Annotated in this window: 19 protein-coding genes; 4 read left to right on the top strand and 15 right to left on the bottom strand. The window is 57.6% G+C overall.

What is annotated here, in order from left to right:
* Positions 1-11 precede the first annotated feature (11 nt).
* On the bottom strand, positions 12-1,547 hold the full coding sequence (gene purH, locus H4317_RS16670) for a bifunctional phosphoribosylaminoimidazolecarboxamide formyltransferase/IMP cyclohydrolase (RefSeq protein WP_185887689.1): 1,536 nt from the start codon (positions 1,545-1,547) through the stop codon (positions 12-14).
* 154 nt (positions 1,548-1,701) lie between these two features.
* Here purH and H4317_RS16675 point away from each other — a divergent pair, with 154 nt between their 5' ends.
* The 3 genes from H4317_RS16675 to H4317_RS16685 are packed head-to-tail and all read left to right on the top strand — an operon-like array spanning position 1,702 to position 4,273.
* A complete protein-coding gene (locus tag H4317_RS16675) occupies positions 1,702-2,886 on the top strand; it encodes an acyl-CoA dehydrogenase family protein (RefSeq protein ID WP_185887690.1) in 1,185 nt (394 codons plus the stop codon).
* A complete protein-coding gene (locus H4317_RS16680; protein WP_185887691.1) occupies positions 2,879-3,628 on the top strand; it encodes a PIG-L deacetylase family protein in 750 nt (249 codons plus the stop codon). The genes H4317_RS16675 and H4317_RS16680 overlap by 8 nt, the downstream gene beginning before the upstream one ends.
* Before the next feature lie 42 nt (positions 3,629-3,670).
* Positions 3,671-4,273 carry a class I SAM-dependent DNA methyltransferase gene (locus H4317_RS16685; RefSeq protein WP_185887692.1) on the top strand — a complete coding sequence of 201 codons (603 nt, stop codon included), beginning with the start codon at positions 3,671-3,673 and terminating at the stop codon, positions 4,271-4,273.
* On the opposite strand, the gene H4317_RS16690 is transcribed toward H4317_RS16685, so the two are convergent.
* The 8 genes from H4317_RS16690 to H4317_RS16725 all read right to left on the bottom strand — a co-directional run bounded on the left by H4317_RS16690 (position 4,211) and on the right by H4317_RS16725 (position 10,622).
* Entirely contained in the window at positions 4,211-5,491 is a 1,281-nt protein-coding gene (locus tag H4317_RS16690) for a glycosyltransferase (protein ID WP_185887693.1), read from the bottom strand. The two genes, H4317_RS16685 and H4317_RS16690, sit on opposite strands and share 63 nt — an antisense overlap.
* A 180-nt stretch (positions 5,492-5,671) precedes the next feature.
* A complete protein-coding gene (locus tag H4317_RS16695; RefSeq protein ID WP_185887694.1) occupies positions 5,672-6,886 on the bottom strand; it encodes a BamA/TamA family outer membrane protein in 1,215 nt (404 codons plus the stop codon).
* A 101-nt stretch (positions 6,887-6,987) separates the two neighbouring features.
* On the bottom strand, positions 6,988-7,920 hold the full coding sequence (locus H4317_RS16700) for a geranylgeranylglycerol-phosphate geranylgeranyltransferase (protein WP_185887695.1): 933 nt from the start codon (positions 7,918-7,920) through the stop codon (positions 6,988-6,990).
* Between the two features lie 157 nt (positions 7,921-8,077).
* Positions 8,078-8,272 carry a cold-shock protein gene (locus tag H4317_RS16705; protein ID WP_073284930.1) on the bottom strand — a complete coding sequence of 65 codons (195 nt, stop codon included), beginning with the start codon at positions 8,270-8,272 and terminating at the stop codon, positions 8,078-8,080.
* Positions 8,273-8,396: 124 nt separating this feature from the next.
* Complete coding sequence (locus tag H4317_RS16710) at positions 8,397-8,900, bottom strand: KdsC family phosphatase (protein WP_185887696.1); 504 nt, start codon at positions 8,898-8,900, stop codon at positions 8,397-8,399.
* 131 nt (positions 8,901-9,031) lie between these two features.
* Entirely contained in the window at positions 9,032-9,271 is a 240-nt protein-coding gene (iscX, locus tag H4317_RS16715; RefSeq protein WP_185887697.1) for a Fe-S cluster assembly protein IscX, read from the bottom strand.
* A gap of 120 nt (positions 9,272-9,391) precedes the next feature.
* Entirely contained in the window at positions 9,392-9,724 is a 333-nt protein-coding gene (locus H4317_RS16720; RefSeq protein ID WP_185887698.1) for a 2Fe-2S iron-sulfur cluster-binding protein, read from the bottom strand.
* Between the two features lie 61 nt (positions 9,725-9,785).
* Positions 9,786-10,622 carry a Rossmann-like and DUF2520 domain-containing protein gene (locus H4317_RS16725; protein WP_185887699.1) on the bottom strand — a complete coding sequence of 279 codons (837 nt, stop codon included), beginning with the start codon at positions 10,620-10,622 and terminating at the stop codon, positions 9,786-9,788.
* A 191-nt stretch (positions 10,623-10,813) separates the two neighbouring features.
* On the opposite strand from H4317_RS16725, the gene H4317_RS16730 reads away from it, so the two are divergent.
* Positions 10,814-12,697 carry a T9SS type A sorting domain-containing protein gene (locus H4317_RS16730; RefSeq protein WP_185887700.1) on the top strand — a complete coding sequence of 628 codons (1,884 nt, stop codon included), beginning with the start codon at positions 10,814-10,816 and terminating at the stop codon, positions 12,695-12,697.
* Between the two features lie 375 nt (positions 12,698-13,072).
* Here H4317_RS16730 and ccsA read toward each other — a convergent pair whose 3' ends face one another.
* The 6 genes from ccsA to H4317_RS16760 all read right to left on the bottom strand — a co-directional run bounded on the left by ccsA (position 13,073) and on the right by H4317_RS16760 (position 19,664).
* On the bottom strand, positions 13,073-15,667 hold the full coding sequence (gene ccsA, locus H4317_RS16735; protein ID WP_185887701.1) for a cytochrome c biogenesis protein CcsA: 2,595 nt from the start codon (positions 15,665-15,667) through the stop codon (positions 13,073-13,075).
* 135 nt (positions 15,668-15,802) lie between these two features.
* Positions 15,803-16,228, bottom strand: coding sequence for a cytochrome c maturation protein CcmE domain-containing protein (locus tag H4317_RS16740; RefSeq protein WP_185887702.1), 426 nt, complete (start codon positions 16,226-16,228; stop codon positions 15,803-15,805).
* 123 nt (positions 16,229-16,351) lie between these two features.
* A complete protein-coding gene (locus tag H4317_RS16745; protein ID WP_185887703.1) occupies positions 16,352-16,597 on the bottom strand; it encodes a CcmD family protein in 246 nt (81 codons plus the stop codon).
* The gene (locus H4317_RS16750; protein WP_185887704.1) at positions 16,578-17,249 is read right to left on the bottom strand and encodes a cytochrome c biogenesis protein; all 672 of its coding nucleotides are present in this window, start codon (positions 17,247-17,249) and stop codon (positions 16,578-16,580) included. Before H4317_RS16750 ends, H4317_RS16745 begins: the two co-directional genes overlap by 20 nt.
* A gap of 95 nt (positions 17,250-17,344) precedes the next feature.
* On the bottom strand, positions 17,345-17,986 hold the full coding sequence (locus H4317_RS16755) for a heme exporter protein CcmB (RefSeq protein WP_185887705.1): 642 nt from the start codon (positions 17,984-17,986) through the stop codon (positions 17,345-17,347).
* A gap of 157 nt (positions 17,987-18,143) precedes the next feature.
* On the bottom strand, positions 18,144-19,664 hold the full coding sequence (locus H4317_RS16760) for a T9SS type A sorting domain-containing protein (RefSeq protein WP_185887706.1): 1,521 nt from the start codon (positions 19,662-19,664) through the stop codon (positions 18,144-18,146).
* Positions 19,665-19,714 lie beyond the last annotated feature (50 nt).

Raw genomic sequence — 19,714 nt, forward strand, 5'->3', positions numbered from 1 at the left:
CCGCTTCTTGTCTAGTGCTTGAAGTGGCGCACTCCGGTCAGGACCATGGCCATGCCCAGGCGGTTGCAGGCGTCAATAGAGTCCTGGTCTTTGATGGAACCACCGGGCTGCACCACTGCCCGGATGCCGGCTTCGCCGGCAATTTCCACGCAGTCGGGGAAGGGGAAGAAGGCATCGGATGCCATAACCGAGCCCTGCAGGTCGAACCCGAAGCTGCGGGCCTTCTCAATGGCCTGGCGCAACGCATCGACGCGTGAGGTCTGACCCACGCCGGACGCCAGCAGCTGACCGGCCCGCGCCAGCACAATGGTGTTGCTCTTGGTGTGCTTACACACTTTGAGGGCAAACTCCAGCGCTGCCACCTCATCAGCAGTCGGGGCCGACTCCGTGACGGTCCGGAACTCAGTGGCGCCTTCTACTACTTTGTCGAAGTCCTGCTCAATCACGCCATTTAGCAGTGTTTTCACCTGTTTAACCGGGAAAGCCACCGGCTTCTGGCGCAGCAGGATGCGGTTTTTCTTGCTCTGCAGAATGGGTAATGCTTCAGCTTCAAACTCCGGCGCAATCAGCACCTCGAAAAACAGCTTGTTCAGCTCTTCTGCTGTAGCCGCATCTACCGGCTTATTCACAATGATGACGCCGCCAAACGCTGATACCGGGTCGCAGGTCAGGGCATTTAGGTAGGCAGATTGTAGGGTATCGGCCTGGGCGACGCCACAGGCGTTGGTGTGCTTGAGAATGGCGCAGGCGGCCGGACCGTTGGCATCGAACTCCTGCATCAACAATACGGCAGCATCCACGTCCACGAGGTTGTTGTAGCTGAGCTGTTTGCCATGCAGCTGATCGAAAAGAGCGTTTAGGTCGCCGTAGAAAGTGCCGGCCTGGTGCGGGTTTTCGCCGTAGCGCAGAGCAGTGGCGGGCTTCTGGCTTACTTTCAGAGCTGCGCCGCTCAGCTCGGTACCCTGGGCCATGTACTGGAAAATCTGGGTGTCATAGTGCGACGTTACCTCGAAGGCGGCGGCCGCGTAGTGGCGGCGGTCCTCCAGGTCGGTGGCGCAGTTTTTCTGCGTCAGCAATTCCGTTACGGCCGCGTATTGGTCGCGGCTGCTGACCACCAGCACGTCGCGGAAGTTTTTGGCGGCGGCACGCAGTAGCGAAATACCCCCGATATCAATCTTTTCAATAACCTCCTGCTCCGGAGCGTCGGAAGCCACGGTTTCTTCGAATGGGTACAGATCCACGATGACCAAGTCGATGGGCGGAATCTGGTGCTGGGTGGCCTCGGTTTGGTCGCCGGCCTCGTGGCGGCGCTGCAGAATACCACCGAACACTTTTGGGTGCAGGGTTTTTACGCGGCCGCCAAATACCTCTGGAAAGCCCGTCAGACTCTCTACAGCCGTTACCTCGGCTCCTTGCTGCTCAATGAACTGCTGCGTGCCGCCAGTGGAATAGATGGTTACGCCGTGGGCTTTCAGCAACGCGACCAAAGGCTCCAGACGGTCTTTGTAATAGACGGAAACGAGGGCGGAACGAATAGGCTGCGACATGGCGACAGGGGTTGGTGAGGGTGTGAAATGCGCCACGAAGGTAGGACGACCAGCGCACCTGCCTATGTTACCGAATTGTTACGTTGCAGAAAAACGGCTGGCAATAACTAGTCCGCCGCAAATGCAGTACTAGTAGTATCCAATCTGCCTGACTATGTCTACTGCCTTCTCCTCCACTTCTGCCATCGAGCCGGAGTCGGATATACTTGCTTATGTCCCCCCTGTTATACTTCCCCCCGAGCAAGCGGCGGCAGCGCTAGCGCCGAAGCTACTAGCCCATGCCCCGCATTCCGACCATGATGGCGGCTTTCCAGTACAAGAATTTAGCTGGCTGCGCGAAACCGGCCTGCTCCGAGCCCCATTGGAAACTCGCAGCGCCAGCCTGACAGCATCTGCCCAGACGTTGAAACTGCTACAGACCCTCAAACACATCGGGCGCGGCAATTTGGCGGTGGGGCGTGTGTACGAAGGCCATGTAAACGCGCTGCAGTTATTGCAGCGTATCGGGCAGCCGGAACAGATTAGCGGCTGGGTGGCTGATGTCCGCGCTGGTCATTTGTTTGGCGTCTGGAACACGGAAGCGCAGGATGGCGTGAAGCTGGAGCCGCTACCCAACGGGCGCTACCGGCTGCAGGGCAGCAAAACGTTTGCGTCGGGTGCCGGCCATGTCACGCGCCCGTTGCTGACGGCTGCTTTGCCGGATGGCGGCTGGCAAATGCTCATTCTACCAGCCGATACTCAACAGCCGGCGTTGGATTCCAGCTTCTGGCGGCCACTGGGTATGCGGGCTTCGGCCAGCTTCCGCGTTGATTTTTCAGGGTTGGAAATCAGTGAAGCAGATTTGCTGGGCCAGCCCGGCGACTATTACCGCCAACCGTGGTTCAGTGGCGGCGCCATTCGGTTTGCGGCCGTGCAGCTGGGTGGAGCAGAAGCAGTTTTTGACGAAACCCGCCGCTTTCTGCAGGCGCTTGGCCGCACCGATGACCCGTATCAGCGCCAGCGCCTCGGCGAAATGACCCTGCTTATTGAAAGTGGTGCTCTTTGGCTGCGCGGCGCGGCCGACCATGCTTCCCGCCCCAGCGCTGAGTCGGCGGCCGAAGCCACGGTAGCCTATGCTAATATGGTGCGAACTGCCATTGAGGACATATGCCTACGGGTATTGCAACTGGCCGAGCGAAGCGTAGGAGCCCGTGGCCTGTTGCAGCCGGAACCATTCGAGCGGCTACACCGCGACCTGACGCACTACCTGCGCCAGCCGGCCCCCGATGCCGCGCAAGCCGATGCCGGCCGCTTCGCACTGACCCATACTGCGCCTGCTTATCAGCTTTGGAATGCATAAGTCAGAGCCGCTCGATTTCAATGCGCTGCCGGTACGCTCCCCTGAGTTTGCCGCGACGCTGGGTCCTACTGTAGTTATTGTGCCGCATCCGGACGATGAAAGCTTAGGGTGCGGCGGTTTGCTGGCATTGCTGGCTCAGGCGGCACAGCCGGTATGGTGTGTGCTGGTAAGCGACGGGACTATGTCGCACCCTAACTCTGTAAAGTTTCCGCCAGCCGCCCGGCAGGCGTTGCGCGAAACTGAGTTGCAGGATGCTTTGCAGGAGCTAGGTGTAGGCTCGCACTTGCTGCAAACGCTTAACCTACCTGATGGGGCCGTGCCGACTTCCGATACGCCGGCTGGCAGTGCGGCAGCAAAGCAACTGCACAACTTTTTGCGCCAAATAGGTGCTACTACCATTTTGTGCCCCTGGCGCCGCGACCCACACCCTGACCATCGGGCTACCAGCGAGTTGGTACGCGCAGCTTTAGCTCAACTACCGCAGCCGCCTCGCCTGCTTGAATATGTGGTATGGGCCTGGGAACGCGCCAGCCCGACTGACCTGCCGCATACTGATGAAGCAGTGGGTTGGCGGCTCGATGTGACACCCGTACTGGCCCGAAAGCAACGTGCCATTGCCGCGCACCGCTCCCAGCTGGCTCCGAGTATTATTGATGATGACCCGGCGGGATTTGTGCTTTCAGCTGGCATGTTGGCCCACTTCGCCCAGCCCTATGAGGTGTATCTGGAAGCCAAAATGTAGCCTGCTTTGCCGCAATTTGAACTCTGCCCTTTTCCACGCTCCATGAATCCGAACCAGCCAAGCACCCTGCCGCCCACCTATTTTGATGACGTATACCGGGCCAACTCTGACCCGTGGAATTTTGAAACCAGTCCCTATGAGCGGGCCAAATATGCTGATACCATTGCGGCGCTACCCAGTGAGCCATACGACAGCGGCTTCGAGGTAGGATGTTCCTTGGGTGTGCTGACGGAACAGCTGGCGCCGAAGTGCCGGCATCTGCTGGCCATAGATGTGGCGGAAGCACCTCTCGAACGGGCCCGCCAACGCTGTGCCCAGTTGCTACAGGTAGAGTTTGAGCGCATGATGCTACCCGCGGAGTTTCCAGTCGGCCGGAGCTTTGACCTGATTGTGCTGTCGGAGGTGGGCTACTATTGGGCACTGCCCGACCTGCAATTGGCTTCTGAGAAACTGCTGAACGCCCTGCGGCCGGGCGGCCATCTGCTGCTGGTGCACTGGACACCGCCCGTACATGACTACCCCCTGACCGGTGACGAAGTACACGAGTTTTTTCTGGCACAGGCGGTTGCTTCGGACAGTCCTCTAAAGCACCTGCACGGCCACCGGGCCGAACAATACCGGCTCGATTTGTTGGCCCGACGCTAAGCTAGGCTGCCGGGTAGTCAGGCCTATTTCATGGCGCGAAACTAATTGGCGCAACTCAGCTATGGCTTTTGGCAAAGGCACGAGGCGCTTCCGTCGCCACCGGGCCCGATGCTGCTGCACCCATTCCCAAAGCGCCCCAAATGAAGCCGCAGCAGCCAACTGCCGCGACAGCGCAGGCGCAGGCACACTCAATGCGGCCGCCAGCTGTAGGCACAGCGGCAGGCGCTGTTGGCGGCCGCTATCCTGCAGTTGGCTCCACAAGTGGCGCAGCTGCTGCCGGGTTTTCCATTCTGCTACGAGGCCAGCCCCGCTTTCCACCAGTGGTTCGCGCTGCTGCTGCGCTAGGCTAGCCCACTCACGCAACTGCCAGGACAGCCCAACTGCCACTCGCCCCTCGTAGCGCGCCGATGTACTGACTCGAACCTGTGGGCTATGGCGCAACTGAAGGTCGTGGCGGCGCAACGCTTGGTAGAGGGCTTCATCTTCCAGAAAAGGCACTACAGGTAGCCCTCCTACTTGTCGATAAGCAGCAACTGTGAGGGCCAAGCTGGCACCAAAGTGCTGATGATGGCGCGGCCATGGGTCGGCGGGCTCGGGGTCGAGAAGGGCTTCTAGGCGGGTACGCAACAAGCGGTACAGCGTATCGTGCAGGTGCGTGCGGCGGACAGTGCATCCCTGAGAAAAAGCCGCATCCGGCAGTATGCGCCCCCCTACCGCGTCGGCTCCTGCTTCAAACTCGGCCAGCATAGCTGCCAGCCAGGTTGCGGCAACACGAGTATCCGCATCTGTGCTGGCGATAATGCCTGCTGGCCCGGCTGTGAGTTCTAGGCGGCGGCAGGCCTCATCCATCAGCAACCGGCGCGCTTTGCCAACGTGTGCTTCTGCGGAGGGCAGCGTGGTTTCGGCTATATACAATGCCATGCCAGGGTGACGAGACGCAAAGGAGCGCACAGTTGCGGCCGTCTGGTCGTGGCAGTTGTTGGCGAGTACTAGCACCTCATACTGGCCGTAACTCAACGGCTGGCCTTGCAAATCCAGCTGTACAGCCAAAGCCGCCAGGGTAGCGGGTAGCTGCTCCGCTTCATCTTTAGCCGGAATGATGACACTTATTTTCAGGGCGGGTGCAGGCGGCGGCAGATGCTGCCAGAGGCCAGCGGCCACACTAGGGGCAGCCGGGTCGCTGTTGGTATAAAAGCGCACAGGAGTAGCGTGGTTCATTTGGCCATCTTCTACGCGAAAGCCAGCAGGAAGATGAGTTGGAAATGCCTTTTGCAGCCTACAGACGAGCTTTGCCAGCGCTGCTGGGAGCCGCTGAGTATACAAAAGCACCACCCAGGGTGGGTGGTGCTTCCGAGTTGCGGGCATTTCTGCCAGCACATGTTAACTGGAAAAAGCGGGCTAGAATGCTTCGCCCACAGCGAAGATGATACCGGAGTTGCCACCCGAGCCTACGCCATAGTCGAGGCGGATATTGAGCCGGTCGCGGCGGTTGAACCGGAAACGAGCACCCAGGCCACCGGCGAATTTGGTACCATCGAAGGAGTAGTCAGAAAGGTTGTAGCCCACCTGACCAACACCCATGAAAGCGGCAATATCGAAGCGCCAGATCAGCTTCTGGCGGATTTCGGCCTGAAACGTGCTAAACTGCCGGTCGCGGTAGCGGGCTTCATAGATGCCGCGCATCAGGTAGGCACCATTGTAGAGCGAACCGCCCAGCGTAGCACCCATACCGCCTAGCTCCCGGAAAGGCACGTTGCCAGAGTGATACTGCCCCAAAAACTGCAGCGCCAGAATGGTATTGTTGGTCCCGAACAGCGGATTGAAGTGGCGGGCGTCTATCTGGTAGCGGTTAAACTTGTAGTCGCTGCCGAGGCCGGAACCGTTGAACAGCATGTGGGCATCCACGAAGTTGCCGCGGTAGGTGGCCAACACATTGTCGCGGCCGTCATAAAGCAGCGCCGGGCCTACACCCGAGCTGATACCGCCGCCCCGCTGGTTTTCCGGGATGGAATAGTAAGGAGCCGTATTACCATCATTGTCCTTCAATTCCACGTCGCCGAGGTTGGTGAAGCGGTAGCGCAGACCCACAAACAAGTTAGGCACTACCCGGGCCAACGCTTTCTCGTCGAATACCCACAGCGGGTACTGAATATGCGACTCAATATCTTTGCTGGTGTTGTTGCCGACGCCGTAGTAGTTGAACGCCAGATCATAATAGCTCAGCTCGCCGGAGAAATACAGCTTTTCGCCCGGCGTGAAGATGTTGTGGGTAAGCTGAATGGTGGTTTGCTTCTCCTGAGAGAACCAGGCAATCAGGCGGGCATTCGACTTGCGCACCGTGGTATCCTGCCCGAAACGCCACACCGGCAAAATAGCCGCGCCGGCGGCGAAGCCCGTTTCCTGCTGGTAGAACACGATAGGAACCGGAATAAAACTGGGCTTGTCGCTGGGCGCAAACCGAGACTTTTTGGGCTGTCCATCGGTGGTGGTGGCGCTTAGGCCGGGGGCGGGTGCCGTGACTACGGCAGTGGTAGTATCAGGCGTAGGGACTACTTGAGCAGACCCAAGCCGGGCCAGTAAACACAGGGCCAGCGGCGTGTAGAGAAAGCGCATAAAAGGCTTTATAAGAAAGAGGAAGACGAGAGCTGCCCTACTGAAAACAGTCGAGCTGCAGCCCTAATATCCTCCCTAACGAAGCGGAGCCTGCTACGGTTTTACCCTATTCCTGCTACCAGCAGCATCGAGAGCACACCGGCCAGCATGATGCCTTTGCACCAGCGGCTCAACTCGGCAAAATGGCGCCGCCGGTCGGCGCGCAGCAGCAGCTGTGTCAGCCACAACAGCGGCCCTAGCACCAGCACTAGCAGCCAAGCGCCAAGTACCCATTTGCTATGCACAAACGAGTGCCAAACCCCTCCTATAACCAAAGACAGCAGGCACGCCAGAAAAAACCCGGCTACCCACTTGCTGCGGGCCACGCCCCACACAATAGGCAATGTACGGCAGTCGTGCTGAGCATCGCCGCGCATGTCTTCCACATCTTTTACTATCTCCCGCACCACGGTCAGCAGAAACGCGGCCAGCGCATACACCCATACGCTACTAGTGCCAGTGCGCAGTTGCAGTTCGGGCAGCAGTACCAGCGCCGCTGTGAGGGTTGCAATACTGACGTTGCCGACCAGCGCTACCCGCTTAAACCGCACCGAATAACCCCACAGCAGCAGCGCAGAACCCAAATTCACGAGGCCCAGCAAGGGCGAAAGCAGCCCGCTAATTCCAACTCCGACCCCCGACAACAGCACGTGCGCCAGCATGGCCCGGCGCCGGTTCACGACCCGTCCGACAACCAACTGCTTCGGCCGGTTGATGGCATCAATCTTTACGTCGTAGTAGTCGTTGATGATGTAGCCGGCGGCGGCCACGCACAGCGCCGCTAAGGCCAGGATACCGAACCGGGCGCTCCAGAGTGCAGCCACCGGATTGCCGGGCAACAGTAGGCCCGCGCGCACCAGCACCAAGCACAGCAGCATGATCAGCAGGTTGGGCAGCCGCACCAGTCGCGCAATAGGCATTAGCCCTACTTCGTGCTGCGGGCCGGCTGGCTCCGGCGGGGTAGCACCCGAAAAAGAAGTGGCTGATGAGGACATAAGGCGGGCACTACAGGCAAAATGGAAACAAAAGCATAACACCACCGCCTCACTTGATGGGCCCTGGGTGGCGGTACCACCTGCAAAGGTGCCAAAAAGAAAGCCCCTCCGACGGGGGAGAGGCTTTCTTCGTTCTAAAAAACCGGTAAGTCGAAACTTACACTTTCTTCACGTTTACCGCATTTACGCCCTTTCGGCCTTCCTGCGTCTCAAATTCCACACGGTCATTCTGCTGGACCTGTCCTCCGTTAAGACCGGTAATGTGAACAAAGAAGTCTTCTTTGGTCACATCATCTGTAATGAAGCCGTAGCCCTTCGCCTCATTAAAGAATTTTACGGTTCCTGTTTTCATGAAAAAAAGAAAATGATGAATGGATGAGTGGGTAAATATAGAGGATATTCAGAAAAGTGCAACCTCGCCTAAACCAAGCAGTAACAGCGAAATAAGGCCTCCTAACGGGCACGCTGGCCGGAGTTTACCACGTCTTCTGAACCTTCATCACAGCTTCAATCAACTCGCGTACGGCACCGTGCCCACCGGGCAGCGACGATACGTAGGTGCTGATGGCGCGTACATCGTCGGCGGCATCAGCGGGGCAGGCAGCCACGGCGCAGCGGCGCATTACTTCCAAGTCGGGCATGTCGTCGCCCATGTAGGCAATATGCACAGGGTCGAGGCGGTAGGTGTTGACGTAATTATTGAAGATTTTCATCTTGTCGTCAACTCCCAGGTACACGTCGCGGACGTCCAGCGACTCTAGGCGTTTGCGTACCCCCTCTTCCTCACGGCCCGATATAACGGCAATGCGGTAGCCGTGCCGCAGGGCATGCCGGATAGCGTACCCGTCGCGGATATGAAAAGCGCGGGCTTGCTCACCGGAATTGAGGGCTAGCAGCGTGCCATCGGTCAGCACACCGTCCACGTCGAATATAAAAGCCTTAATACCCGATAAGTCGGGTGCAGCAGCAGGAGAAGTCATAGCAATGGGAGAATGGTAGAAGCAGAGTACCAATGCAGCAAAGGACCTGTCCCGGTGCCTGCCCGATGCACATACGAGTCGGGGCAGCGGGCAGATCCTTCGGTAAGGCTACATACGCAACGTATGTGCGGCTATTTCTGGTTGTCGCGCCACTCGTAGACCCATTTGGCCTGAATCTGCTCCAGATGGCCTTCGTTGGCCTGGTCGCGGGTGCCGGAGAAGTTAGGCAGGGTCAGTACCCACTCCAGCAGCTCGGTGAAACGGATACGGTAGATTTTGGCTTCCGTGAAGTCGTCGCCGAACTTCTCGTACAGGGCCATAGCTACATCCTCATAGTCGTTCCAGTGAATGGGGGGCTCGAAGTGGTTCATAAGGTACTTACTGCTTGTTTTGATATACGTATGTGCCAAGCGGCTAGCTACTGCAGGGGCCTGGCGCTGGCTGATGTATGGCATCAAACAGAGCAAAGCCTACAGTACGCTCACACATTATTAGTGGCCCAGGAAATCCTGCGGCGGAACCAGAATAGCCAGATTTTCGCTGGCACCCTGCACTACGCACTGGCAAGCCAGCCGTGAGTTGATACGCGGATTTACGGCCCGATCTATGAAATCTTCTTCTTTGTCGCTGATTTCAGGTAGTCCATCTTCGCCCCGCACCACATAAACGTGGCAGGTGCTGCAGCCGCAGACGCCGCCACAGTTGTGCTGAAGCTGGATACCGTTGTTGAGGGCCACGTCCAGCACCGATTCCCCTTCGGCGGCTACGTGCGTCTGGTCGGGCTGGCCGTCCTGGAACTGAAAGGTAATATTGACAGCTTTCACGCAAAAAATCCTCAGCAGAGGTAAAAATGAAGCCACGAAGGTACGCACCCCCGCTGCCGATTCAAAGCTTCACAGGGCCTTGGTTGTTTGCAGGCAACCCTGTGCCCTGCCGCTGAATACTGTCAGTCAGAAGATTATATATTTCCAACCACTGTGTATGCCCAGCCAACGCGGCCCGGTGCCGGTCGAGAGTAGGCGTGTCGTGGCGGGCGGCCGGGCCGGTCTGCACTGTGAAAGGCGGATAGGCCAGGGCTTTTTCTACGGTTTCCTGAAGCAGTGGCCCCAGCAGCGCCAGTGGCAACGCTTGCTGCTGCAGCAGCGCGTGGCTGATACCGAGCAGATGATTGGTGAAGTTGCAGGCAAATACAGCTGCTATATGAATAGACTGGCGCTGAGGCGTGCCGACTCGCTGCACGCTGCGGCTCAGGGTAGCGCCTAGTGCCAGCAGAAGCTCCTCTGCAGCTGGTCCGGTGGCTTCTATACATAATGGCACCGTCTGCCAGTCTACGTCCCGCCCCTGGCTGAATGTCTGCAACGGGTAGAATACGCCCCCACGCACTTCCGGACAACCCGAAAACACACTCAAAGGAACCGTACCAGAAGTATGTGCGACCAAGGCATTGGCCGGAAAGTGAGCCTGCGCAAGCAGGACCGGAATGGCAGCGTCGGGCACGGCCAGCAGATAAACATCAGCCACGGGCAGGCTGGCCATATCGAGGGAAGGCAGCACCTGCGCTCCGGGCAGCAGGGCAGCCAGCGCTTCAGCTGATGCCGTAGTACGGCTCCAGATATGCACCACCTGATGCCCAGCCTGAACCAGAGCTGGCCCAAGCTGGCTGGCAACCCGACCGGCTCCTAGCAGAACCACGCGCAACGAAGAGGTATGGAACGGTGTCATTGGCAGAACTCAGAAATCAGAAGCAACAAAGTAACCGGCCATAACTAGTTTTGACGCCATGTTGCGGGCAGTTCTCAGAGAAATTGAACAACTTGTGTCCGGTAAAACCCCTTCAAAACATTGCAGGGGCCGAATATTTGCCGTTTTCCACCCATAAACTCCATTCATTTTCAACAACTTTACCCTTTCCAATGAAAAATTCTTACACTGCCCCCTGGCGTAAGCTGGCGCTTACAGCACTGCTAGGCCTTGGTTCTACAGGTGCCTTCGCTCAGGCCCTGAACTACACGGCGGCCAACGCCCGAAACCTGGCCGGCACGTACACCGACCTCGGTACCAGTGGCTCGGTTATCACCACGGCTAACACGGATGCAGCCAACTCGGCGGCTACTCCAATCGGCTTCAGCTTTACCTTCAACGGTACGGCCTTCACGGAATTCACGCTGAATACCAACGGCCTCATCAAGCTGGGTAACACGCCTGTTTCTGACCCGACTATTACGAACTACGTAGCAGCCACCGACCTGAACATTGTGGCCCCAGCCGGCGGCATTGACCTGGTTGGAGCAGCAAACCAAACTACTTCGCCTACGGAATACCGTGTGTTTACAAGCGGCACCGCTGGTAGCCGGGTTTGCACCATCCAGTTTGAGAACGTAGCTGATAAGCCGGTAGCGGGTGCTTCGCAGTTCGCCACCATGCAGTTCCAGATCAAGCTCTACGAAACTAGCAACACCATTGAGTTTGTATATGGTGCCTGGACGGCCGGCACGGCCACGCCAATCGGCCTAGGCTTCCTGGTAGGTCTGAAAGGTTCCAGCTCGGCTTTCGCCGACCGTCTGTTTGCCCAGAAGGCATCGAGCGCCACGGCCTGGACGACAACTGTATTCGCGCAAGAGTCGGGCGGACTTATTCCTTCTCACTTCGTGCGGAACACGTTCCTGCCTGATGCTGGCCGCACGTACCGCTTCACGTCGCCTACTTGCGTGGCGCCTACCGCAATAACCTTCACTAACACGACTACGACCGGTACGACTGTAAACTTTACGGCTCCTGCCAACGGTACTGGTTACACGATTATTTACGGCGCTCCTGGCTTTAACCCTGCTTCGGCCGGCACGACCGTTACTACCCCATCTTCGCCCTACACATTCACTGGTCTGGCGGCTTCGACCTCCTACCAGCTTTACATCCGTGCTAACTGCGGCGCTACTGACCAAAGCTCACTGGCTGGTCCGTTCACTTTCTCGACTACCTGCACGGCTCCTATCATCAATACGTTCCCGTACACCGAGAACTTTGATGGTGTACCTACCGGCACGCTGCCTTGCGGCTTCACGGTTGCTAATACCAACGGTGACTCTGTTACGTGGCGCAACCGCGCTACCGTTCCGGGTGCTACCGGCCCGATTGTAATTTCCGCGTCATCGCCTAACGCCATGACCTATTATTACAACGAGGATGGTACCACTGCTGCAAACGACTGGTTCTTCACGCCAGCGCTGTTCCTGCGTCAGGGCGGCACCTACAAGCTTTCCTTCCAGTACCGCAACTCGGGCGCCAACTATCCTGAGAGAATGGAAGTGAAGTACGGCAACGCGGCTACGGCGGCTGGTCAGACTACTACCCTATGGTCAAACCAAGCCATTGCTACTACTGCCTTTACCACGGCCAACGAAACCAGCACTCCGGCTGTAGCTAATATTACTCCTGCTACAACTGGCAACTACTACATTGGCTTCCATGTCACCAGCGCTGCTGACCAGTTCTTCCTGGCAGTCGACAATCTGAGCATTGCCGGTATCCTGGGTACTTCTTCGGCCCTGAACAAAGCCGTTTCGATGTTCCCGAACCCTTCTACGGGTATGGTAACGCTGGACGTGCGCGGCGCCAACGCCAAGAACAACCTGCAGGTAAGCGTGATGAACATGCTGGGCCAGACCGTACACACGGCCTCGCTGAAGGATAACTTCGAGAACCAGCTCAACCTCTCGAGCCTGGCCAACGGTGTGTACTTGCTGAAGGTGCAGACTGGCTCGGACTTCACGACCCGTCAGCTCACCATCGCCAAGTAAGTTTTCTTACTTCGCAACAAAGAAAGGGCAGCCAGTGTGGCTGCCCTTTTTTCGTATTACAGTCTGTTGGGTGGGCTTCTACTTTGCTATCAGCACATGTTAGCCGGCTTACGTTGATAGCCCCTCACCATTCCAAACCACTCATAAAACCATCTGGATAGTCAGCAGGTCAGCATACTATGCGTCGGCAGGGCGCAATAATCCAACCTGGTGCTCTAGTGCTGATAGGCTTGCTCCAAAGGGAAGACCTGTGCTTCTGCTGTGTAGAGCCTAAAGACAGCGCAATTATCGGGAAAGCAAGTCCACAGAGAAGCCTCTTCCTGCTAGCAGAAAGAGGCTTCTTTGTACTATCACTCGTGCGGGAGGAAGCGGTAGCTATGCTACTGGCTCGGGGTGTGCTTTGGCAACGGTGCGGCTAATCTTCGGCGCAGTAGCTGGCACAGACGCTTCTTTGCGGCTGCCTTTGCGCAGTGCCAGTCCGAAGCCAACTGCCATCAGCAGCGTGCCACTCCAGAGCAAATTGATAAAAGGCTTCTCCACGGCTTTCAGGATGATATAATCCTTCTGTGTGGTGCTGATGCCGAACGTAAATTTGCCGGCCGTTGGATCTACGGAATTGAGCGAGATGCGCAGGCCAAGGTCTTCGATTTCGTCGGGGACGCGGCCTATCATCTTGTTGCGCACCACAAACAGGGGGTGCACATGGTACTGCTTTTTCTCGCCGAATACCAGCATGTCGGCCTGAATAGCCAAGTCACCTTTGGCAAGACCGAGGCCTGCGGTTTCCTTGGCAGGCTCTACGCCCCGGAATACAGCGAAGTAATCGTTAAGGAAAATGGTATCCCCAACCGACAGTTGGCTTTCCTTCACCTCACTCCAGTCTTTCTCCTTAGTCGGATCGGGCACGGAGCTGATGTGGGAATAGATGTCGTGGTCGAGGAATTTCTTGATATCGGGTGAAGCCAGCAGGCCGCCCATTTCCTCGTTTACCTGCGCCCGTGGGTAAAGGGTGAAGGCATTGCCGGTTTCACGGTCTTTGTACTCGACGCGGTAATAGGTGTTTTCGGGCAGAATTTCGACGGTGTCGCCGGCTTTGTAATACACCTTGTCGTCGCGCTTGATTTCGCCACGGGCCAGCGCCTTATACTCATCGGCTGTGCGGAAGAGCAGGTCCTTGTTGACGTAGCCAGGCACGCCGGGCACATCAAAATACTGGCCGGTATAGCTCACATCGTACTGGCCCATGGGCGTCGCGTCGTTGCGCCACAGCAGCACGTTGTCGCGGTTCAGGTCTTCCGGAAACTCCTTCGAGTACACCAAGCCCGATACGTTCTTAGAAATGATGTTGGAGTAGCCAGCCGAGCCCAGAATACCAAGCAGCATCAGCGCAATACCCAAGTGCGCCACCGCGCCACCCGACAGCTTCACGCGGCGCAGAATCAGTTGCGAGATAGTGCTGATGTTCGCCAGTACGCCAAACAGCGCCGCTGTCAGTAGCACGATGTAAGTAGGCTGGATTTCGAGGTCGTTGTAGCGGAGGAGCAGAATAACCAGCGCCGCGCCCAGCAGCGTCAGCACGGTAGGCGTGCCCAGCGCATTAGCCAGCGTGGATTTATCGTTGCGCTGCCACCACATCAACTGGGCCAAGCCCGACAGCAGCGCAACGCCCACGCCCATCCAGAGCTGAATTTTAGTGAAGTGCGCAATCTGGTCGGCTGGCAGGGCCATGTTGGATTTGATACCAATAAAGCCCAGAAATGCATTGTACACCGGAATGCTGGTAGTCACGAGCACCTGAAAAGCACCCAAACACAGCACCGTGGCCCCCACAAACACCCACAGTTCGGGATTGTAGGTGGTCAGCTCCTTCTCTGATATCGGAATAGACTTCCAGCGGTATACGAGCAGAGCAATGGCCAGCACCACGAAAGCGCCAAGGTAAATCATGAGCTGCCCAGACAGCCCTAAATCGGTGAAGGAGTGCACGGAGGCATTGCCCAGTACGCCCGAGCGGGTCAGGAAAGTAGCGTAGAGAATCAGCAGGAAGGTGGTGATTACCAGCACGAACCCAGTACGCAGCGCCGTACGGCGCTGCTGCCACAGCACCAGCGCATGGATACCGGCTACCAGCACCAGCCACGGAATGTATACGGCATTTTCCACCGGGTCCCAGTTCCAGTAGCCGCCGAAGTTCAGCGTTTCATAGGCCCAGTAAGCGCCCATCATGATGCCTACTCCCAGCACCAAGCCACCCCACAGGCTCCAGCGCAGCGCGGGCTTCACCCACTTACTGAACTCGCCTTTCCAGAGCCCCGCAATGGCAAACGCAAATGGTACGAGCGTAAGGGCAAAACCCAGGAACAGCGTGGGCGGGTGAATCACCATCCAGTAGTTTTGGAGTAGTGCGTTTAGGCCCGTGCCATCCGTAGGCACGAAATCGGGGTTCATCTTGAACACCGGCAGATCCACGAGGAAGTCGCGAAGCAGAATAAACGGCGACGAACCGATTTTCACGCCCCCGAATACTACGCCCAGAATCATAGACGTCAGGAAGAGCTGTACGCCGGCAAAAATGGCCATTACCGGAGCTTCCCAGAGCTTATTCCAGCGCATAATGGCTAGCCCTAGCACTACATGCCAGAAAATCCAGAGCAAGAAGCTTCCTTCCTGCCCTTCCCAAAAACAGGAAATCATGTAGTACACCGGCAGGTGGTTGCTGGAGTGGCTCCAGGCATAGTAGTACTCGTAGCGGTGCCCGTGGATAATGCCGAACAGACACACAATGACGCTAAGCACCGCCACGCCATGCAGCAGAAATGCACCACGGCCCAGTCGCAGCCACGTTGCGTCGGCTTGGCCTAGCGGCTGGTTGCGGGCGGCCATGTAGTAGGAATACGCCGCTACTGTGGCCGCCACGAAAGCCACAATTACGCTAAGGTGCCCCGCGTCGCCGATGAAAGTGTTGAGCATTTGGTCTGGTGCTAACTGCGCATGGGCTTGCCGGAGCAGCCACAAGCAGTGGTATTTAGTGCATGGATTACGTCAGCAGCAAGGCTGCTTCAGCAAACTCAGCTTGATCCTGTTCTGGTACTCCTCTTGTTTCCTCTACCGCGACGCAGTAGCACCTTTGATGTCCTTCTCCACATACTTGGAAGGGCACTTGAGCAGAATTTTGTCGGCCACGAAGATGTTCTTGCGCATGGCTCCCGTAATCACCACCTGCTCCGATTTGTCGAAATCCTGCGGCTTGGGATTGAAGTAGATAACACGCTGCGCAATACGGTTGGTATCAACCAGCGTAAAGGCAAAGTAGTTGGGGTCGAGTACGGGGTTATACTCCAGGCCCAGGATGTTTTTCTGCCCGTCGCGGGGCAGGCGGCCCACTACGTGCACTTTGGTGAGGTTGCCTTCAGCAGCCCGCTCGCGGGCTTCCCTGAAGGAAACGTACACGCTGGCGTCGCCGGCGGCGCTCATGATGATGCCAATGGCAACAGCAATAACAGCAATGGCAAGAATGTGTGCTTTTTTCATGGGTGTGCAACAGGTGGCCTTAGTGGGCAGGGCAGTCAAAACAACAGAAACGCGCGGAAAAATCCGAAGAATGCGAGAAGAAGGGAATGATTTATATCAGCTTCAATTTCTGCGGCCAAGCCGCTAATCTTTCAGCTCCCGCTCTAGGCGGCTTACCTTCTTTTCCAAAGAAACCAGCAGCGCCAAAAGCCCCGCCAGCACCACCGAAATGACAGCCACTACCACGTAGATTTTGCCGTCGGCCCGGAAGGCATCGGCCATTTCGGGCGAGTCGTCGGCGGTAGATTGAGCGGCGGCGTGCAGCATGGGTAGCACCAGCGCCAGCAGAAGCAGAAATGCCCGGCGGAGGTTAGGCAAGCTGTTTTTCATACACTTTGAGTTTGAGCAGAGAAATGCGGCTGGCTACCTGAGCCAACCAGAACGCCAGTAGCGTCCAGCCAATAACGGCCGGATAGAATACCGCCCGCATGGCATCATCAAGGTCGTATTTGGCGAAGGCCGGGTTGCCGCCTGCGCCAGGATGCAACGAATCGGTGAGGCGCGGCAGAATATAGAACAACGGCATAGCCGTGGCGAAAGCAAAGATGTTGTAGATGGCCGAAATGCGGGCCCGCTGCTGCTCATCGGTGAAGGAGGAGCGCAACACCAGGTAGGCCCCATAAATCAGCATGGCAATGGCCGCACCGTTGAGCTTGGGGTCGTTGGTCCACCAGGTGCCCCAGGTGTAGCGGGCCCAGATGCTACCCGTCGCCAGCCCCACTACGCCCATCAGAATCCCGATTCGGGCCGACTCATAGGAGTGAATATCCAGCTCCGGCGTAGGGTTGCGCAGGTAGCGGATCGAGTAATACACCGAGGCAATCAGGATGAAGGTCATCCCGAACCACATCGGCACGTGGAAGTACAGGTTGCGGATGGTTTCGTTGAGAATAGCCAGCCGCGGCACTGGCACCAGCAGCCCAGCTACTCCTGTATAGAGCAGCAATACTACAGTCAGCGCCTTCCACCAGTTTTTCTTCATATGCTAGGGTATCAACTTAGGAGTTAGGGCTTTGTTGGCCACCGGCGGCTGTTTTGGAAGTCGAAAACTGAAAACCGAATGAGTACAGCCAACAATTAGCTTCGCCACAGAAAAGGAAACAACAGGTACGATACCGCCGCCACAATCATGTTTAGGGCGGCCAGTGTGAGTAGCGCGCTTTGGCTGGCTTCAAATTCGAGCCCATCCAAGGCGTTTTTGGAGACTTTGATAAGCAGCAGCAGCATCGGAATCATGAGCGGGAAGCCCAGCACAGCCATCAGCGTGTTGCTGTTGGTAGCTTTGGCCGCAATGCCCGATACCAGCGTGAGCGTGGAAGCAAAACCCAGCGCTCCTAGCGCCACATTGCCCACAAACAGCGGCACATTCTGCACGGGGTTGCCCAGAATGAGCAGATACAGGCCCAGCCCGGCCAGCGCCAATCCTAGCAGCAGCAGCGCGTTGTAAGCTATTTTGGCCAGAATCACGGCCTGGGGCCGAACCAGAGTGTAGTAATACAGCATCCGGCCGCGGCTTTCCTGCAAAAACCCTTTGGCCACGGCATTCACCGCTGAGAAGAGCAGTATGATCCAGAATAACGCGTTCCAGGCCGGTGCGGGCGGGATGCCGCCGCGCAATGAAAAGCTCAGGTAGCACACGAATACCGTGCTGCCCACGTAGAGCAGCATGCCGTTGAGAGCCGCGCGCTGCCGCCATTCTAGGCGGAAGTCTTTGAGCATCAATGTCCAAATCTCACGAAGGAGCAACACGGCAACAGGGCTGGTGAACAGGACCGCAAAGATACAACCCAACTCCCGGATTAGCAGGCCTCCCGATAAACACAAAGCGCCACGACCTGTCAGGCCGTGGCGCTTTGTGTTTATATAGTGATTCTGACTACTCTACCAGCAGCTTGCCGGTAGCTACTGTCTGGCCCTGCGTAAGGCGGTATGCATACAGGCCTGGCGCTACAGAACGGACATCAAGTGCCACCTGCCCGGCGGCCGGCACCATATTCCGGCTGGCTACGGCGCGGCCCAGCGCATCCAGCAACTGAACCTCTACCGCACCAGCGCCCGGCACCTGGAACGTAACGGCGGTATGGGCTGGGTTAGGATACGCCTGCACGGCCAGCAGCACAGGAGCACGAGTAGCCAGTGGCTGCAGAAATGGCTGGAACGTCACGAGGCCCAGCGCCGCTTGGTCGGGCTGATGGAAGATGTGGGTTTCGATAACCGTAGCCGAAGCGGAACCCCAGTCGTTGTTTTTGGCATTCACGGCGTCGGGGCCGTTGTTGTAGAAGTCGTACACCACGCCGCCGTTGCCGTTGTTCACGAACCGGTTGCGGCCGACATCAGTGGTATCGGCGCCACCAGGGTTGCCGAAGCTGATAGCTGGGCTGCCCACTGTACCGCTCCGAACCAAGGTCACGCCCCACAGATTGCCGGTCACCACATTGCGGCTCACTACCCCGGTTTGGGTCTGGTTGCCCTGGAAATTGAGGCCGCTGCCACCGGTCAGGGCGTTTGGGTTGGTATTGTTGTTCTCTACTATGTTGCCTGTTACGTAGCTCGAAATACTGGAGCCAATGACGGCAACGCCATAGCGGTTGTTACGCACCGTATTGCGCCGGATGATGGCGGTTGTGATACCGCCGCCGCCCAGCAGATTCGAGACGCCAATACCACCGGCCATATTGGTGGCCGGATTGCCAACTACCAAGCACCGCTCAATCAGGATAGGCTGAGCCGGGTTGCCAGTGCCCAGGTTCACCTGCGGATAGTTACCATTCTCAGTGTCGTTGTGCCAGAAAATGCAGTCCTGGATAACGGGTGACGTAGGCCGGTTGGAAGGCGAATTGATACCGGCACGGGCGTTGCGCACGAAACGGCAGCGCTGCACCAGGGCACGGTTGCCGGATAGGGCCAGACCGGCACTATTGGTCAGGCGGCCACCCACGGTTGAGAGGTTATTGCGGAAGGCGCAGTCCGAAAATTCGACGGCAGCATCTACCACCCGCACACCACCGCCACGCTCCACCACCGTCCGGCGCAGTACCGAGCCGGCGCTGGTGGCACTCAGCTGCATGCCCATCCACGGGGTAGCCGCATTCTGGGCCGTAAATACTACCGAATCGGGTGGGGTGATGCGCAATACGCCATCCACGCTCATCAGCACCCGGTCGGCTACCCGAATGGTTTCATTGGTTGTAATACTCAGCGTATCTGTAGGAGCCAGCCGAATGGTATCGGTGATGGTCCAGATGCCGGCGGCCTGGGTCACGTATCCACCCGAGGCGGCAGCCAGTTGCGTGAGCGTGTAGCGCCGGCCGGTGCCGGGTGTGCTGTACTGGGCTTCAGAGCGTAGCACCGGCGTAGCCAGCCACGTCATCAGCAACACGAGTAGGGTCTTTTTCATAGCAACAGGGGGTGAGGTGGAGAGAGAAGGTAGCTCTAAACGACGTAAAA

The organism is Hymenobacter sediminicola (assembly GCF_014250515.1).
Taxonomy (GTDB): Bacteria; Bacteroidota; Bacteroidia; order Cytophagales; family Hymenobacteraceae; genus Hymenobacter; species Hymenobacter sediminicola.

What these genes read in the sequence shown, in the direction of transcription:
- H4317_RS16695 (WP_185887694.1), bottom strand. Translation starts at nt 6,886, where the DNA reads ATGCGCTTTCTCTACACGCCGCTGGCCCTGTGTTTACTGGCCCGGCTT.
- H4317_RS16750 (WP_185887704.1), bottom strand. Translation starts at nt 17,249, where the DNA reads ATGAAGAAAAACTGGTGGAAGGCGCTGACTGTAGTATTGCTGCTCTAT.
- H4317_RS16690 (WP_185887693.1), bottom strand. Translation starts at nt 5,491, where the DNA reads ATGAACCACGCTACTCCTGTGCGCTTTTATACCAACAGCGACCCGGCT.
- H4317_RS16710 (WP_185887696.1), bottom strand. Translation starts at nt 8,900, where the DNA reads ATGACTTCTCCTGCTGCTGCACCCGACTTATCGGGTATTAAGGCTTTT.
- H4317_RS16745 (WP_185887703.1), bottom strand. Translation starts at nt 16,597, where the DNA reads ATGAAAAACAGCTTGCCTAACCTCCGCCGGGCATTTCTGCTTCTGCTG.
- H4317_RS16700 (WP_185887695.1), bottom strand. Translation starts at nt 7,920, where the DNA reads ATGTCCTCATCAGCCACTTCTTTTTCGGGTGCTACCCCGCCGGAGCCA.
- H4317_RS16760 (WP_185887706.1), bottom strand. Translation starts at nt 19,664, where the DNA reads ATGAAAAAGACCCTACTCGTGTTGCTGATGACGTGGCTGGCTACGCCG.
- ccsA (WP_185887701.1), bottom strand. Translation starts at nt 15,667, where the DNA reads ATGCTCAACACTTTCATCGGCGACGCGGGGCACCTTAGCGTAATTGTG.
- H4317_RS16730 (WP_185887700.1), top strand. Translation starts at nt 10,814, where the DNA reads ATGAAAAATTCTTACACTGCCCCCTGGCGTAAGCTGGCGCTTACAGCA.
- H4317_RS16705 (WP_073284930.1), bottom strand. Translation starts at nt 8,272, where the DNA reads ATGAAAACAGGAACCGTAAAATTCTTTAATGAGGCGAAGGGCTACGGC.
- H4317_RS16685 (WP_185887692.1), top strand. Translation starts at nt 3,671, where the DNA reads ATGAATCCGAACCAGCCAAGCACCCTGCCGCCCACCTATTTTGATGAC.
- purH (WP_185887689.1), bottom strand. Translation starts at nt 1,547, where the DNA reads ATGTCGCAGCCTATTCGTTCCGCCCTCGTTTCCGTCTATTACAAAGAC.
- H4317_RS16725 (WP_185887699.1), bottom strand. Translation starts at nt 10,622, where the DNA reads ATGACACCGTTCCATACCTCTTCGTTGCGCGTGGTTCTGCTAGGAGCC.
- H4317_RS16680 (WP_185887691.1), top strand. Translation starts at nt 2,879, where the DNA reads ATGCATAAGTCAGAGCCGCTCGATTTCAATGCGCTGCCGGTACGCTCC.
- H4317_RS16740 (WP_185887702.1), bottom strand. Translation starts at nt 16,228, where the DNA reads ATGAAAAAAGCACACATTCTTGCCATTGCTGTTATTGCTGTTGCCATT.
- H4317_RS16675 (WP_185887690.1), top strand. Translation starts at nt 1,702, where the DNA reads ATGTCTACTGCCTTCTCCTCCACTTCTGCCATCGAGCCGGAGTCGGAT.
- H4317_RS16755 (WP_185887705.1), bottom strand. Translation starts at nt 17,986, where the DNA reads ATGCTCAAAGACTTCCGCCTAGAATGGCGGCAGCGCGCGGCTCTCAAC.
- iscX (WP_185887697.1), bottom strand. Translation starts at nt 9,271, where the DNA reads ATGAACCACTTCGAGCCCCCCATTCACTGGAACGACTATGAGGATGTA.